The following is a 17,039-nucleotide window of genomic DNA, read 5'->3' as shown; positions in this document are numbered from 1 at the left end:
CGATTTTGCCGCTAAATAGCCAGCTGATATAAGTAAACGACAGCAATTAAAGGGTTAAATTTGATCCTATCTGATTGATTTAAATCATCTATACAAATGTTTACACAATCGAATGAAACCTTTGGCGAATTTTTAAAGCAAATGATTATCATTGGCTTTCTCAATTTATGCGCTTCTTAGCGTTAAATGCCGCAGCAGCGCGCGGCGTAATAAAAATCAGAAGCGACACAACAGCAGACCACGTTTATTTTGGCGGGAAATATTATGTCTTCGAATCGCAGGGAAACTCAGGCGGGATCAAGCGCGTCGGGTATCCGCAAGACTTTCACCGTGTCATTGCTGGCAATGGCGGTACACGCCCTTCTTAATCCGGCACTGGCAGCAGAGACCACCACGACCCAGCAAGATCTGGTGGTTAATGCCAATACCGATAGCGACACCAGTGCACAGGACAAGACCGATTACCAGGTAAAAACCACGCGTGCCGGCACGAAGCTGCTGCTGACGCCGCGCGATGTGCCGCAATCCGTCAGCGTCATCACTCAACAGCGTATTCAGGATCAGCAGCTACAGACCATCAGTGATGTGCTGAAAAACACCACCGGGATTACCAGCGAGCAGGACGATAGCGAACGTTCTTATTACTATTCGCGCGGCTTCTTGCTGACCAACTTCACCTATGATGGCATCCCTACTTCAATGGGGGATTCATGGAACTACGGGGATACCGCTTCAGATACCGCGATTTATGATCGTATTGAAGTGGTGCGCGGCGCGACTGGCCTGATGACCGGCGCAGGCAGCCCGGCGGCATCCGTTAACATGGTGCGTAAACACGCCGACAGCAAAGAGTTCACCGGGAATTTAACGGCCAGCTATGGTAGCTGGAACAAACAGCGCTATGTTGCAGATATCTCCACCCCATTAAATGAATCGGGAACGGTACGTGGTCGCGTTATCGCGGGTTATCAGAATCAGGACAGCTGGCTGGATCGTTATCGTAAAAATACCAAATTCCTGTATGGCGCGATTGATGCCGATATCACCGATAACACCACGTTGTCGTTAGCTTATGACTATCAGGACGCTGACACCAAAAACCCCACCTGGGGTGGTAATCCGGTGTTTTACAGCAATGGCGCATTGACCCATTACAATCGCAGCCTGAACTCCTCGGCAGACTGGACCTGGTACCACACCACCGTGCGTAAACTGTATGCCGACCTGGTTCATAACTTTGATAACGGCTGGTCCTTTCATTTAAACGGTACTCACGCTGAAAATACCTTCAGCGACAAGTTGTTGTACACCGGTTATCTGTCATTACCCGATCAGGACACCGGCGAGGGTGCCGATGGCTTCGGCAGTATGGACCGTGGCAAACGTGAGCTGACCTCGGTTGATGGCTATGCAAGCGGTCCGTTTGAACTGTTCGGACGCCAGCACCAACTGATGGCGGGCGTGAGTTACAGCCGTCAGCATAACGTGACCTACAGTAGCAACGGTATAACCGATGAAGACGCCGGTGACATTGCGACCAGCGATATCGGCATCTTCAATAACAGCTGGAATGGCAGTATCGCTGAACCCAACTGGGGCGACTGGTATCTGAACGCCGATGATGTGGTGCGCCAGAAGTCAGCCTACACCGCTGCACGTTTCTCACTGGCCGATCCGCTGTCGTTGATTATTGGTGCCCGTTACACCCAATACAGCACCAATGGCAGCAGCGGCAATATGGATAAAAACAACATCACGCCGTATGCCGGTATGGTGTATGACATTAATGATACCTGGTCAGCCTATGCCAGCTATACCTCGATCTTCCAGCCACAAACCTATCGTGATAGCAGCGGTCACTACCTGTCACCGGTTACCGGCAAAAGCTATGAAACTGGCCTGAAATCCGCCTGGTTTGATGGCCGCCTGACCGCGACCATGGCCATCTTCCGCATTGAGCAGAATAACGTGGGTGAAGCCATTGATGACGTCTACGTCAACAACAGCAGCGAACAGGCATATAAAGCAACAAAAGGTGCCCGTAGCAAAGGTGCTGAATTTGAATTGAATGGCGCACTCACCGATAACCTGCAAATGACCTTCGGTGCCACACGTTACGTCGCACGCGATTCGGATGGACGTTATAACTCCAACCAACCGCAAACCGTGTTCAAGCTGTTCACGCGCTATCAGCTGCCGATGCTGCCGGACCTCACCTTTGGTGGCGGCATCACCTGGCAGAACCGTGTGTTCCAGGATGACACCGCGCCAGATGGCAGCACCCAGCGCGTTTACCAGGGCAGCTATCCGTTGGCAAACCTGTTTGCCCGTTATCAGGTCACCAAGCAGGTGGCGGTACAGGCGAACGTGGATAACCTGTTTGATCGTACCTACTATACCTATATGAACAACTATGTTTACGGCGAGCCGCGTAATTTCTCGGTCAGCGTTTCATACCAGTTCTGATAATAAATAGCCGCGCCCGGCATAAACCGGGCGCGGCGTATTTATTTATAAACCGTTGCCGTCGCACGGACTTTGTCTCCCTCATTACCAGAGGTGATGACAAAATATTTCCCTCCCATCTCATCCGCTTTTTTAGAGATCTCCTCCATTGCTGCACGTGGTGAGGTATGTTCTTTGGTGGAACTGACCGTCCCGACCTTATGGTATTTCTTCGCGTCGGCTTTACTGATTTCCTTTGCCGCGAAAGCCGAGCCACAAATTAACGAAGCGGTGACCAACGCTATCATACTTGCCATCGTTTTTTTCATTATCAAACCTCGGAGATGATTGGGGAATTGACGGTTCACTATAGCCATTAAATTTTTAGACGACGTTTAAAATATTGCAACCAGACGATTTAATGCACACTTAAGATTAATTGCAAAAAATTAAAAAACAAATTAAAGAGTTACTGAATAATTAGATGGTTAGCGACAGAAAAACGAACAACAACCCTCCAGGTTTATTTACATTGCCTTGTGCTGATTTCCGATAAAAATCGTGTAATTAGCGAAGCGAAATGCATCGTAAAAACAGATTATTTTGTTATTAATCAATAAATTACTCTATTTTACGGTGCCAGTAAAAAATAAAATTACGGCAACTCACAATTTATGATCCGCTTCAAAAAGCATAAAAAAGCCAAGAGAAAATATTAACGCTTCGCTTGCCTAACGCAAAGGTTTAACTACGGTTATTACGAAATATTAATATATTCACACCACCCTAACATACATCACAAGCTTGATTTCTCTATTTTTAGCTGGCCTTAAATACATAGCAGATGCATCACGCTGTTCTAATTGCTTAGCCCACAATACCGAGGTTACAGAATGAAACTGAAGCATCTTCACTGCATGGTACTTGCTGCATTACTGACCAATGCCTTTAACGTTTTTGCCGCAGATGAGGCGCGCAAAGACGCCACCGCAGCGACAAAACAAACTAATGACGCCCTTTATAATCAGCTGCCCTTTTCTGACCAAACTGATTTTAGCGATGCGCACAAAGGATTTGTCGCTGCGCTACCACAAGGCGTCATTAAAGGCGAAGCGGGAAATGTTATCTGGGACCCGGGACAATATGCCTTTATCAAAGAGGGTGAAAAATCACCGGACACCGTTAATCCCAGTCTGTGGCGACAATCGCAACTGATTAATATCAGTGGGCTATTTAAAGTAACCGAAGGGGTTTATCAGATCCGTAATCTGGATCTGTCAAATATGACCATCATCGAAGGCAAAAAAGGCATCACGGTGATCGACCCACTGGTGTCTGCCGAAACCGCCAAAGTGGGGATGGACCTCTACTTTAAAAACCGTGGTAAAAAACCGGTGGTGGCGGTGATTTATACCCACAGCCACGTTGACCATTACGGCGGGGTGCGCGGCGTAGTCAACGAGGCAGATGTGAAATCCGGCAAAGTCAAAATCTACGCCCCGGCTGGCTTTATGGAGGCAGCAGTTTCCGAGAACATCATGGCGGGCAACGTGATGAGCCGCCGCGCCAGTTATATGTACGGCAACTTGCTGAAAGCCGATCCTCAGGGACAGGTGGGTGCCGGACTGGGCACCACCACCTCAGCCGGAACCGTCACCCTGATTGCCCCCACCGTCACCATCAGCAAAACCGGGGAAAAACACAATATCGACGGCCTGACCTATGAATTTATGATGGCCCCGGGATCAGAAGCGCCCTCGGAAATGTTGTGGTACGTCGAAGAGAAAAAAATGATTGAGACCGCCGAGGATGTCACCCATACCCTGCACAACACCTACTCGCTACGCGGGGCGAAAATTCGTGAACCGCTGCCCTGGTCGAAATATATCAACGACGCCATCACCCGCTGGGGTGATAACGCGCAAATCATTATTGCCCAGCATCACTGGCCGACCTGGGGCAATGACAACGTCAATAAACTGCTGAAAACCCAGCGCGATCTCTATCGCTACATCAACGACCAGACATTACGCATGGCGAACGAAGGTCTGACGCGTGACGAAATCGCCGCTAAGTTCAAACTGCCGGATGGCCTGGCAAAAACCTGGGCTAACCGCGGCTATTACGGCTCAGTCAGCCACGATGTGAAAGCCACCTATGTGCTGTATCTGGGCTGGTTCGACGGCAACCCGGCTACGCTGGACGAGTTGCCGCCTGAAGAAGCGGCGAAAAAATTCGTCGAATATATGGGCGGTGCGGACAACATCCTGCAAAAAGCCAAAACCGACTTCGATCAGGGCAACTATCGTTGGGTCGCGCAGGTGGTCAGCAAAGTGGTGTTTGCCGATCCGGAAAATAAAGCGGCGCGCGATCTGGAAGCCGATGCACTGGAACAACTAGGTTATCAGGCTGAGTCCGGTCCGTGGCGTAACTTCTATCTCACCGGCGCACAGGAATTACGCAATGGGGTAATCAAAGGCCCGACGCCGAATACGGCCAGTGGCGATACCGTGAAAGCCATGACGCCAGAGATGTTCTTTGATTTCCTGGCAGTACATATCAACGGCGAGAAAGCCGCCAATGCGAAGGCATTGATCAATGTCGACCTCGGCAAAGATGGCGGTAAATACAAACTGGAATTGGAAAACGGCGTGCTGAACCACACCGCCAATGCCCAGGGGCAAAATGCGGACGCCACCCTCACCCTGAATCGTGACACGTTGAACAAAATTATCCTGAAGGAGGAGACGCTGAAACAGGCGCAGGATAACAGCGAAGTCAACATCAGCGGTAATCCCGCGAAAGTGGATGAATTGTTGAGTTATATGGATAAGTTTGAGTTCTGGTTCAACATCGTGACGCCCTAAAGGTTCTGCGGACTACCCCTGGCCCGGTGGCCCGTTTTTTCTGTTTTATTCAATACCTGCCTGTTGAAGTAAGCACCGTTAAACAACTGCTATTTCTAAGGATGTAAACTATGAACAGATCCTATCGAGGCGTTGGTGTTTTAGCGCTTGCTGCTGGTTCAGTGTTGCTGCCCGGTTACCTCCGGGCTGAAGACCCGGTGCAAAATGCACCTGAAAATCAAGGGAGTAATAGCAAGCCCAATATCATTCTGATTGTGGCGGATGATACCGGTTACGGTGATCTTGGCGCCTACGGCGGTGGCGAAGGTCGTGGGATGCCCACTCCTAATCTCGACCGGTTAGCCCAGGAAGGGATGACCTTCTTCAGCTTTTATGGTCAACCGAGCAGTACCCCAGGGCGGGCGGCGATGCAGACCGGACGCATCCCCAATCGTAGCGGCATGACCACCGTGGCGTTCCAGGGTCAGGGGGGCGGCCTGCCAAAAGAGGAATGGACGCTGGCTTCCGTGCTCAAAACCGCCGGTTACGACACCTTTTTTACCGGCAAATGGCATTTGGGCGAATCAGACTATGCGCTGCCTAACGCCCAGGGCTACGACGAAATGCGCTATGTCGGGCTTTATCACCTCAATGCCTATACCTACGCCGATCCCACCTGGTTCCCGGACATGGACCCTAAATTGCGTGAAATGTTCGCCCGGGTGACACGCGGGGCGCTATCGGGCAAAGCCGGTGAAGCGCCGCATGAGGATTTCAAAATCAACGGTCAATACGTCAATACGCCAGAGATTGATGGCAAAGAGGGCGTGGTCGGGATTCCGTTCTTTGACCGCTATGTGGAGAAAGCCTCGCTCGACTACCTTGATGCGCATGCGAAGGACACTAAGCCGTTCTTTATGAGCATCAATTTTATGAAGAACCACCAGCCCAACATGCCCGACCCTGATTTTGTCGGCAAATCCATGGCGAAAACCAAATACGCCGATTCAATGGTAGAAATGGATGCCCGCGTCGGTCATATCATGGACAAAGTCCGTGCACTGGGGCTGGATAAAAACACCTTAGTGGTGTTTACCACCGATAACGGCGCCTGGCAGGATGTCTATCCCGATGCCGGTTATACCCCCTTCCGTGGCACCAAAGGCACCGATCGTGAAGGTGGCAGCCGTGTTCCGGCCATCGCGTGGATGCCAGGAAAAATCAAAGCCGATACCAAAAACCACGACATTGTCGGTGGGCTTGATTTAATGGCCACCTTTGCCTCTGTTGCGGGCATTAAAGAGTTGCCGAAGAATGACCGCGCGGGCAAGCCCATCATCTTCGACAGCTACGACATCTCCCCGGTGCTGTTTGGTACTGGCCCCGATCCGCGCACCGCCTGGTTCTACTTCACCGAAAATGAACTGACGCCGGGGGCGGTGCGGGTTGGGCACTACAAAGCCGAGTTCAATCTGCGTGGTGATAATGGTGCCTCCACCGGTGGTCTGGCCGTGGACAGCAACCTTGGCTGGAAAGGCCCGTCGTCCTATGTCGCCACCGTGCCACAGATTTTTGACCTGTGGCAGGACCCGCAGGAACGGTACGACATCTTTATGAATAACTATACCGAGCACACCTGGACGTTAGTGACCTTCAATCAGGCCATTGGCGATTTGATGAAAACCTACGCCAAATATCCGCCGCGTAAAGCACAGAGCGAAAGCTATACCGGACCGATCACCATCAGTCAGTACGAACGTTTCCAGAATGTACGCGATCAACTCAACAAAAATGGCTTCGAATTAGGCTTACCCACCGGTAACTGATCACCAAAAGCATGGCCCGGTATGAACCGGGCCAGTTTTGTCCGCCATTGAGGTGTCGTAATGACTAAGTTAACCCGTTCAATCGCCACACTTATTTTGCTGACGCTCTGTGTCGTCAACAGCGCGCTCGCCGCAGCAGATCTGCCCTCGTGGCGCGATTCTGCGGCGAAAGAGCGCATCGTCAGTTTCGTGCAGAAAGTCACGCAACAAGGGAGCGCAGATTATGTGCCAGTTGAGCAGCGTATCGCGGTGTTCGATAACGACGGCACCCTGTGGAGCGAGCAACCTGCCTACGTCCAGTTGGTGTACCTGCTCGACCGCGTGAAAGCCTTAGCCCCACACCACCCGGAGTGGAAAAACCAGCAACCTTTTAAAGGGATACTGGAAAACGATATGCACGCCGTTGCCGCAACCGGCAATCAAGGGTTGATGGCGATTGAGCACGCCGCCGACGCCGGTATGACCACCGAAGACTTCAAAGCCAGTGTGACGCAGTGGCTGCAAACCGCGCGTCACCCGCGTTTCAACCGGCCTTACACCGAACTGGTTTATCAGCCCATGTTGGAGTTGCTGAGTTACCTGCGTGCCAATGGGTTCAAAACCTATATCGTTTCCGGCGGCGGAACGGACTTTATGCGTCCATGGACGGAGAAGATCTACGGTATCCCGCCCGAACAGGTCATTGGTTCGACTGACAAGGTCAAATTTGACATCGGCAAAGACGGCAAACCTCGACTGATCAAACAAGGGGCGATCAACTTTATCGACGATGGCGACAACAAGCCGGTGGCGATCAATCGCTATATCGGCCGCATGCCAATCTTCGCCTTTGGCAATTCCGATGGGGATTTACCGATGCTGCAATATGTCTCCGCAGGCGCAAAAAACGCCCTGGTTCTTTATCTGCATCACGATGATGCGCAACGTGAATATGCCTATGACCGTAAATCCAGCTTTGGTCGCTTAGACAAAGGGTTGGATGAAGCGAAAAAACAAGGATGGCCGGTGGTCAGTATGAAATCTGACTGGAATACCGTGTTCCCGCAATCTCAGTGAGGCCTGCCATGAAGCACAGTACCACTATACCGCTCACCCCACTGCTGACATTTGAAAAGTTGGGGGTGAACTACAAACGTCGCTATCACGTCATGGCGAAGCCCACCGGCTCTACCTGCAACCTTGATTGCAGCTACTGCTTTTATCTGCATAAAGAAGCGTTATTGCACCAACATCGTGATACCGGCATGAGCGATGACATGCTGGAAAACTTCATCCGTCAGTACATTGCCAGTCAGGACGGAGAGGAGATTATTTTCTCCTGGCAAGGGGGCGAACCCACCCTGATGGGGTTGGCGTTTTTTGAGAAGGTGGTGGCTTTACAGAAAAAATATCAACCACGCGGTCAGCGAATTGAAAACGATCTGCAAACCAACGCGGTACTGATTAATGACCAGTGGGCGAGTTTTCTGAAAAAACACCACTTTCTTGTCGGCGTCTCGATTGATGGACCGCGTGAGTTACACGATCGCTATCGGCTGACGCGTAGCGGAAAACCCACTTTCGATCGGGTGATGAAAGGTATTGATGCCTTAAAACGCCACAAGGTGCCGTTTAATGCCCTGGTGGTGGTAAACCGCACTAACGCTAAATTTCCGCTGGAAGTCTATCGCTTTCTGACCCTGGAGTTAGGTGCAACCTATATCCAGTTCAATCCCTGTGTGGAACCCGTTGATTTTAAACAGACTGCTCCCCAATTCTGGCAGGATGACACCATTCCGATAACAGGTTCGCGCCGCGCGCGCCCGGGAGACCTCGACTCCATCGTCACCGACTGGTCAGTTGATCCTGATGATTGGGGCAGGTTTTTAATTGCCACCTTTCAGGAGTGGGTGAGCAAAGATCTCGGTCGGGTACAGGTCAATCTGTTTGAAACCGCCGTGGTGCAAACCATGGGATTGCCTTCCCAGCTCTGCATTACCGCTGAGTTCTGTGGCAAGGGGCTGGCAATTGAAAAGAACGGGGATGTATTTTCCTGTGATCATTACGTCTATCCCGAATACCGTCTGGGCAATGTCACGACACATCAACTGGCACACATGGTCTTCTCCGAACGGCAGAAGCAATTCGGCATGGGGAAGCGTGACACCCTGCCCGTCTACTGCAAAACCTGTCCTTATCTGACGTTATGTTGGGGCGAATGCCCGAAAAACCGTATCGTTCGTGCCCCAGATGGTGAGCTGGGGCTGAATTATTTATGCCCTGGTATCAAAGCCTTTTTTCATTCGGCCACGCCAGCACTACAGCACATCGCCAAAATACTCCGCGAGTTAAAAGCGTGAAGGAGGAAATATCATGCGTTACTTAACCTTGTTGGTTTTAATCATCAACCTTTGCCCGTTTCCGGGTATGGCGAAATCAGCTTATGACAATCTTGCTTATGCCCTGAGAGAACAACAGATCATTGGCGATCTAAAACTGCATTGCCACATTCCAGCGGGCGTCACGGATGAACATATCCGCCAAGTCTTTCTTAACAGCAAAGACAATCATGATGCCGTTATTGATGCCGCCAGTGCGTTAAAAGCACAGCACCATGACAGCTACCAGCAGCAGATTGCGCGCGTTCGCTGCCCCGATAAATCCGCGTTTATGAGTCATTAACCGGGGAGGCCATCATGTGGCGTATTAATTTATCCTTGTGCTGTCTGTTACTTTCCGGGGCCAGCCAGGCCAGTGGCCTCTATCTTTACGAAATCGCCACAGAAGATATCGGACTGGCCGGAGCCGGACAAGCTGCCCGCGCGCAGGATGCCGCAACATTGATGACCAACCCGGCCGGTATGACGCGGCTACCGGATCGGATGATTACCGGTGGCTTACAGGCGCTGTATGGCGACACCCCCTACTCACTCGACAATGATGCTACCCTGCGCGGTAACAGCCCCGGCAATACCATTGGCTGGTTTCCCGGTGCCAGTCTTTTTTACCACCAGCGGCTGAATGACCGCTGGTCGGCAGGCATCGGATTGTACGGTAACTATGGCCTCGGGCTGGATTTTGGTGATTGGGCCGGTGACCGACTGATCAAAAAAAGCACCCTGGTGGGAATGACGCTCAGCCCGGCAATTGCCTGGAAAATCAATGATCGGCTCTCCTGGGGATTGGGGCTGGGGATCAATTACGGTTTTCTGTCACTGACGCGCAACTTGGATGGGCAGGATGAGAAAGCGACCGATCATGACTGGGCACTGAATTTTCGCACCGGGCTGTTGATGCAAGTGACGGATGCCACGCGTATTGGCCTGGCCTATACCAGCAAGACCGAATACCACTTTACTATCAACGGCGAGGCCCAATTCCCGCAGTTGGACAATGTTTCCTATACGTTGCCCATTGATGCGCAGGTGAATACCCCGGCGCAGTTGATGTTCAGCGTGGTACACGACCTGAATCAACAATGGTCGTTATTGGGCGATCTTGGCTGGCAGGACTGGAGCGCTTATGGTGCAAATCAGATCGCAGTCACCGGCCAGGCGTTGAGCCGCGACAATAAATTGCAGGATACCTGGCATACCGCTTTTGGTGTGCAATTTCGCCCTGATGAGCAGTGGCGTTTCAATGCCGGTATTGCTTACGACAGCAGCTTTTACAAAAATCAGGATGATACCTCGCTGACCATGCCTTCCGGGGCGGCGTGGCGCTACGGGATTGGCGCGCAGTATCAACTCACCGCCTCCAGCAATATCGGTGCTGCCTTTGAATACCTCAATATGGCGTCATCGTCCGTCGCTACGCCGCTGGTGAAAGGGGATTATCACGACCCCAACATTTACTTTTTCAGCATGAATTACAGCTATCAGTTCTGATGGAGAGCAGGCGATGAAAAGCGGCATTTATCTTCTTAGCGGGCTGCTTTTACTGATTCCACTCAGTTTGTTTAGTGCGGAACCCCGACAGTCACCCACGCCCCAGGAGCAGGCGCGCACCCTGACCTTACTGAACCAACCCGTCGTCATGTTACAGGCACGTTTTGGCCTGACCACCCCGGAAGAACGGGTACAGCGCATCGTCAAACAGTTGCGTGCCCTGACCATCACCGATTTGCAACAGCCAGTCACCACCCAATTACTGACCCGTTATCACCAGCAGGCGGTGGTCTTTTCGATCAATCAGAAGCCCTTTATGGTGCTGGTGCAGGCCGATCTCGACGAAGGCGATGACCTTACGTTGACGCAGGCCGCAGAGGAAGTTCGCCAGCGTCTGGAAAACTTACGCCTGTCGCTAAAGGAACAATACTCCCCCCGCTACATCCTGACTTCGGTGGCAAAAAGTCTGGCGGGTGCGGCGGCGTTGACCCTGCTTATCGTCCTGTGTTGGCGTCTTGCTCGATGGCTGATGCGCAGTGACATCGCCCGCCCGGCCAATCGCAAACCGTTACTGCCTGCGTCGGTACACAGCTTTATCGGACCGCTGCGCATCCGCACGTATCAAACCTTGCTGGTGATCATCTGCCTCGGTGCCGGTTATGTGTGGCTGAGTTGGGTACTGCGCATGTTTCCCTATACGCGTGTCTGGGGCATGGATCTGGGCAACTACGCGCTGGGCCTGTTGCAGGGCGTCGGCCTTGCCATGCTGGCGGCATTGCCAGGCTTGTTTATTGTCACGGTGATTTTCCTGATTACCGCTTTTGTCACCCGCATCATTCGCCTGGTGCTGCGACGCGTTGAACACGGCAATCTGCATATTCCCGGCTTGCATCCGGCAACGGTTGGCGTCACCCGGCGATTAATCAGCGTGGCCATCTGGTTGTTTGCCCTGTCGGCGGCTTATCCCTTTCTGCCGGGGGCCAATTCACTGGCTTTCAAAGGCATTAGCGTCTTCTTTGGTTTGATGCTGACGCTGGGGTCGGCAGGTATCATGAACCACGCCATGAGTGGTCTGGTGCTAACCTATTCACGCGCGTTACGCAAAGGGGATGTCATCCGCATCAATGACAACGAAGGGGTGGTCACCGAAGTCGGTATGCTGTCGACCAAACTGGTGACGCGGGAAAACTACGAAGTCACCGTTCCCAATGCCGTAGTGGTGAGCGGCAAAATCACCAATCTCAGCGCCGTGATCAAAGGGGCTGGCGTTAACCTGACCACCAGCGTCACCATCGGCTATGACACGCCATGGCGTCAGGTTCATAGCATGCTGGAACTGGCGGCCAGCAGAACGCGCATCATCGATCATCAGGAACCACCGCTGGTGCGGCAATTGGCGCTGATGGATTGGTACATTGCTTATGAACTTCAGGTCCGACTGCCACCGGGTGCTTCGCTGGCTGCCGCCAGAACGGAGTTACACAGTCATATCCAGGATGTGTTCAACGAGTTTGGTGTCCAGATTATGTCACCGAACTTCATCGCACAGCCGGAAGGTACGGTCGGGGTTAAACCCGAGAACTGGTTCCCCCCGCCAGCGCGCAAGCCCGATCAGGATGTCAGCTGACCCAGCGGTTTCTGCCCTGCTGCTTGGCGCGATATAACGCCTGATCGGCTTGCGCAATCAGTTGATCCGCCGTGCGTCCGGGGGCGGCACTGGCGATGCCCTGACTGACGGTGACCTGTGCTGCCACCTCAGACTTCGCGTGTGCCAAGCCGCGCTGCTGCAATTGTTGCTGAATTCGTTCAGCCACCGCTTCTGCCTGTGCTGCGGTGGCATCCAGTAACATCACCACAAACTCTTCGCCACCGTAACGTCCCACCACATCTTCCGGGGTACGCACCGCCTCCTTCAGCACTGCCGCCACCGCAACCAGGCACTCATCACCCGCCTGATGCCCATAGTGGTCGTTGTAGCGTTTGAAGTAGTCAACATCGAGCATAATCAGGCTAAAAGGGCGCTGCTGCGTGATCGCTTGGGCAAGGTGCTGTTCCAGTGCACGACGATTGGCGGTGCCGGTCAAGCCATCCTGGTGCGCAAGTATATCCAGCCGTGAGATCAGCAATTGGTTCTGCTCGTAACGTTGCCAGGCTTCATTGAACCAGCGCAGCAACATGTAGCGGCCATACAGCAGGATGAGCGTAAAAATCAGCCAGATAATGGCGAAGCGCGGGTTGATACCCTGATTGAGCTGAACGCTGACAATCGGTAACGTCAGCCACAGTGGCAACAGGTAACCCAACAAGCCTTTCGGGTAGAAATAGAGCGCCGCCATAGCTGTCAGCAACAAAATAACCCCAAGCGGATAAGTAAACGGCAGTTGCCAGTAGACTGCGCAACAGTAGCAGCACAGTGACCAAATCAGGCTGATCACGATTAACAGCGTCAGGCGCAGTGCCGGGAGCACCAGCAACAGCAATGACGCGGCAATGATCAGATAAATACCGCTCTCGATAACCGGGAGCAACGTTTGATGCGACGACAAACTCGCATCAAATTGATCAAACAATTGGTCACGCAGAATAATCAGCAGCGCAAAGCTGATATTAACGAAGGCGAACCACGGCAGGCTTTGTGATAATGCCTGCCGGATCATGGCATCGCGATCGGACCAGAACAGAGTACGCTCCGGCGAAACACGCCGACGTTGCGGTTGAGAACGGTTCACCAAGCATCCTTAATGTTGACGCATTGATAAACAGTTTATCGCTTCAGCCGGAACTAGGTAGTTTTATTCAGGGTAATCTCGGCGTTGTATTCTTTGTGCAATCTGCGTGCCTGAATAAATACCGATTTCCAGTACGGATTGTTGAGTGAGGAGCGCATCACACCCTGACTGGCAGAAGCATGCAGGAATTGTTGATCGGTGTCGTAAAAACCCACGTGCAACTCATTTTTTATGCGGAAAAATACCAGATCGCCCGGCTGCATATGGCCCGGCTGTACCCGTTCACCCATTTGAATTAATTCTCGGGTGGTAACGCGTTCCATGGGAATATTGAAACGATCTTTTAATGTGCGCCAAACGAAGCCGGAACAATCTACGCCAGACAATTGCGTACCGCCCCACTGGTAAGGGGTTCCCTGCCAGGAATGCATTTGATCGTGCAACGCAGCAATTACCGGAATAAGATCGGGCTGTTGCTCAGTTGAATCATTATTAACCTGCTCAGTACGATGGGATGAACACCCCGCGACAGAGAGAAGAATTATAGCGGCCAGCGCTTGGGTGATGGCTGAGGGGTTCATGGCTGAATATGTCACTCACTCAATAAAGATTCAGGTTTATACCGCAGGCTCGATTACCGGAAAATCAGAACCCACCGGACTTACACGACCTTACCTTCGACTTACTACAGCTTACACCACAATACCAGGATATTTCCTGCGGTAAATAGTTAAATCTTATTTTGGTGAAATAGTCAGCAGCAGCAGGATGATTATCACCATCCTGCCGGGGAGAAATAAAACTTAGCTCAAATTATTGTCAATATTTACCGGAAAAGTTCGCACTGATGCGCTGGGCCAGATAATCCTGCGCCGATATCGGTGGATATTTTTTCTCCGGACCTTCAATGATCACATCTTCATTTGCCTGACAGAAAAACGCCAGGCTATATCGTGCCGGAACCGAAATCCCCGGCAATGGATTCGCGACGCGATGGAAATTCGACGGCAATTTATCATCGCTCCAGCGCATCAGCATGTCGCCAATATTGCAGGTGATCACCCCTTCCAACGGGGTGATGGGCGTCCAGACCTGGTCTTCCATCTCTTTGCCGGGACACACCTGCAAACCGCCCTGCCCATCGCGCTGGAATAACAGCGTCAGGCAATCGAAATCGGTATGCGCACCCGCACGCCACGGGCCATCCACCTCGCCAGTAATAGCGAAATAATGCAACATGCGCAGCGTGCTTTGGTAAGTCTGATGCGAGGGTTCATGCGCGTGGGTAAAGAAATCCTCCGGGAAACCGAGCTTCAACGCAAAACAAGAGAGCAACTGCATCCCCACCGTCCAGCATTGACGTTCGAATTGCATCACCTCTGCGCGAAAATCGGGCAAGGTGCTGTCATTCGGCCACAACCCCGCCATACGTGGCAGCGTGATCTGGTAAGACTCTTTATGATCGGGTTTACCGGTGGAAGGACGGATCTGCGCCCGGTATTCCCAGCCCGCATTGCGGCTGAGCGGATAATGCGCCTTCTCACTTTCCGGCAACGCGAAGAAACGTTCCGCATTGGCAAAGGCGGCGTTGATATCGTCGAGCGGAATGCCATGACCGGAAACCTGAAAGAACCCAATATCGGTGGCGGCCTGCCACAGTTGGTCAGCAATGTCGTGCTTGCGTTGCTCAAAATCGGTGAGATCGATGATACGCACTTCGCGCGCCGCTTCACTGCCGCGTGCGCCCATGCGCGATTCTTTGGTGAGTTCATGCATAGCGTAAGCTGTGGTCTTTTCCATTGGTGCACCTCGTTAAAAACCGATAACGGATGACCTGACACCGCAACGCACAGGCCATCCCCGCGCCCGTTGATCGGGCGATCGAGCAATGACCTACCGGGTAATGACCGCGGCTGACAGCTTCTACTCATTTTCAAAGCAGGCAATATCTATGCCAAAACCCGCACACCCCGTAGCGGCGCGATTTATCGCGCGGTTGTTGATTGTCGCGACCACAAAACGCGCGATAAATCGCGCCGCTACGAGCGAAACTGCACCATAACAGTGCAATCAAGCAACTAGTGCATCACAAAAAAGCAAACTCACGTCAACATTCCCGCCCCATAATAACGTTTATTCAGTAAATTCATTCAGATAAACAATAAACAGGATAATGGCATGGGCTTTGCAAAAACCGACACAGAGTATAAGCGGTGAGTGTGGCAGCGTTGCCATGCAGAACATTGCTCTACAGCTTCGGCTGTACCTCGTCAGGGGACGGTGCTATGCATCGTGAGCAGGTTCAGCCACCGCACCTCCCCTGATAACAGACACAACGTTTGCTTTGGGGGTTTGTTATGTCAATGTCGTCCTTCCGTTTGTCCCTGTTTACTGCGCTGATCAGCGCCACTGCCCTCGCCCATGCGGCGGATAAACTGGTCCTGCAAACCACCTGGGTGGCACAGGCCGAGCAAGGGGGTTATTACCAGGCTGTGGCGACCGGCATCTATAAAAAATATGGCTTAGATGTCGAGGTGAAATCTGGCGGGCCGCAGTTAAATAATATGACGTTGCTGCTGGCTAACCGCGCCGATGTCATTGTCAGTTACGATCTTCAGGTGTTGCAGGGCATCCAGCGCAATTTCCCGTTAAAAGCCATTGCTGCGCCGTTCCAGTTCGATCCACAGGGCATCATGACCCATGGTGACGTCAAGGATCTCGCCGGGCTGCAAGGTAAAACCGTACTGGTGTCCGCCAGCGGCCAGGCCAGTTGGTGGCCGTGGCTGAAGGGTAAATATAAACTCAGCGATGGTCAGGTTCGCCCCTATACCTTCAATATGCAGCCGTTCCTCGCCGATAAGAACACCGCGCAACAGGCTTATGCCACCTCGGAAGTTCAGCAGATCAAAGCCGCCCAGCCCGACAGCAAGTTTTATCTGTTTGCCGATTACGGCTACCCGGCCTACGGCGGTATTCTGGTCACCCGCGATGATCTGTTACAGCAGAAACCGGACATGCTGAAACGCTTTGTTGCAGCCTCAATGGAAGGTTGGAAATCCTATCTGGCCGATCCCGCCGCCGGAAACGCGCTCATCAAAAAAGAGAACCCGCAAATGACCGATGCCATCCTGGCGTTTGGCGTTGCCCAGATGAAGGCGCTGCATCTGATTGATGGTGGTGATGCGGCAAAACAGGGGCTGGGGGTGATGACGGCACAACGCTGGCAAACCACGCGCGACTTTATGGTGAAAGCTGGCTTGCTCGATGCCGCCACACCGTGGCAACACGCTTTTACCACCCAGTTCTATCGTCAGGCATCGATGTAAG

The 17,039-nt window shown here is 52.3% G+C and carries 13 protein-coding genes; 9 read left to right on the top strand and 4 right to left on the bottom strand.

Annotated elements, in window-relative coordinates; genetic code table 11:
- Positions 1–264: 264 nt before the first annotated feature.
- A complete protein-coding gene (gene fhuE / locus PAT9B_RS22075; RefSeq protein WP_013511499.1) occupies positions 265–2,466 on the top strand; it encodes a ferric-rhodotorulic acid/ferric-coprogen receptor FhuE in 2,202 nt (733 codons plus the stop codon).
- Positions 2,467–2,507: 41 nt separating this feature from the next.
- Here fhuE and PAT9B_RS22070 read toward each other — a convergent pair whose 3' ends face one another.
- Entirely contained in the window at positions 2,508–2,774 is a 267-nt protein-coding gene (locus PAT9B_RS22070; protein ID WP_013511498.1) for a YdgH/BhsA/McbA-like domain containing protein, read from the bottom strand.
- A 564-nt stretch (positions 2,775–3,338) separates the two neighbouring features.
- Here PAT9B_RS22070 and PAT9B_RS22065 point away from each other — a divergent pair.
- The 7 genes from PAT9B_RS22065 (at position 3,339) to PAT9B_RS22035 (ending at position 12,610) form a co-directional block, all read left to right on the top strand.
- Positions 3,339–5,312: an alkyl/aryl-sulfatase gene (locus tag PAT9B_RS22065; protein ID WP_013511497.1), complete on the top strand. Its 1,974-nt coding sequence runs from the start codon at positions 3,339–3,341 to the stop codon at positions 5,310–5,312.
- A 110-nt stretch (positions 5,313–5,422) separates the two neighbouring features.
- Complete coding sequence (locus tag PAT9B_RS22060; RefSeq protein ID WP_013511496.1) at positions 5,423–7,117, top strand: arylsulfatase; 1,695 nt, start codon at positions 5,423–5,425, stop codon at positions 7,115–7,117.
- A gap of 60 nt (positions 7,118–7,177) precedes the next feature.
- A complete protein-coding gene (locus PAT9B_RS22055) occupies positions 7,178–8,173 on the top strand; it encodes an HAD family phosphatase (protein WP_013511495.1) in 996 nt (331 codons plus the stop codon).
- A gap of 8 nt (positions 8,174–8,181) precedes the next feature.
- On the top strand, positions 8,182–9,456 hold the full coding sequence (locus tag PAT9B_RS22050) for an anaerobic sulfatase maturase (protein ID WP_013511494.1): 1,275 nt from the start codon (positions 8,182–8,184) through the stop codon (positions 9,454–9,456).
- A gap of 13 nt (positions 9,457–9,469) precedes the next feature.
- The gene (locus tag PAT9B_RS22045) at positions 9,470–9,778 is read left to right on the top strand and encodes a YicS family protein (RefSeq protein ID WP_013511493.1); all 309 of its coding nucleotides are present in this window, start codon (positions 9,470–9,472) and stop codon (positions 9,776–9,778) included.
- Positions 9,779–9,792: 14 nt separating this feature from the next.
- A complete protein-coding gene (locus PAT9B_RS22040; protein WP_013511492.1) occupies positions 9,793–10,983 on the top strand; it encodes an OmpP1/FadL family transporter in 1,191 nt (396 codons plus the stop codon).
- A gap of 13 nt (positions 10,984–10,996) precedes the next feature.
- Entirely contained in the window at positions 10,997–12,610 is a 1,614-nt protein-coding gene (locus PAT9B_RS22035) for a mechanosensitive ion channel family protein (RefSeq protein WP_013511491.1), read from the top strand.
- On the opposite strand, the gene PAT9B_RS22030 is transcribed toward PAT9B_RS22035, so the two are convergent.
- The 3 genes from PAT9B_RS22030 to PAT9B_RS22020 all read right to left on the bottom strand — a co-directional run bounded on the left by PAT9B_RS22030 (position 12,603) and on the right by PAT9B_RS22020 (position 15,512).
- On the bottom strand, positions 12,603–13,712 hold the full coding sequence (locus PAT9B_RS22030; protein ID WP_013511490.1) for a GGDEF domain-containing protein: 1,110 nt from the start codon (positions 13,710–13,712) through the stop codon (positions 12,603–12,605). The two genes, PAT9B_RS22035 and PAT9B_RS22030, sit on opposite strands and share 8 nt — an antisense overlap.
- Positions 13,713–13,765: 53 nt before the next feature.
- Positions 13,766–14,293, bottom strand: a complete 528-nt coding sequence (locus PAT9B_RS22025) for a C40 family peptidase (protein ID WP_013511489.1) — start codon at positions 14,291–14,293, stop codon at positions 13,766–13,768.
- Between the two features lie 238 nt (positions 14,294–14,531).
- Positions 14,532–15,512: an isopenicillin N synthase family oxygenase gene (locus tag PAT9B_RS22020; protein ID WP_013511488.1), complete on the bottom strand. Its 981-nt coding sequence runs from the start codon at positions 15,510–15,512 to the stop codon at positions 14,532–14,534.
- Positions 15,513–16,075: 563 nt separating this feature from the next.
- On the opposite strand from PAT9B_RS22020, the gene PAT9B_RS22015 reads away from it, so the two are divergent.
- Entirely contained in the window at positions 16,076–17,038 is a 963-nt protein-coding gene (locus PAT9B_RS22015; protein WP_150105850.1) for an ABC transporter substrate-binding protein, read from the top strand.
- Position 17,039: the final 1 nt, after the last annotated feature.

This window comes from Pantoea sp. At-9b, from assembly GCF_000175935.2.
Lineage (GTDB): Bacteria > Pseudomonadota > Gammaproteobacteria > Enterobacterales > Enterobacteriaceae > Pantoea.
Note: the sequence above shows the minus strand (reverse complement) of the source record. Positions and strands in the feature narration are given on the sequence as shown.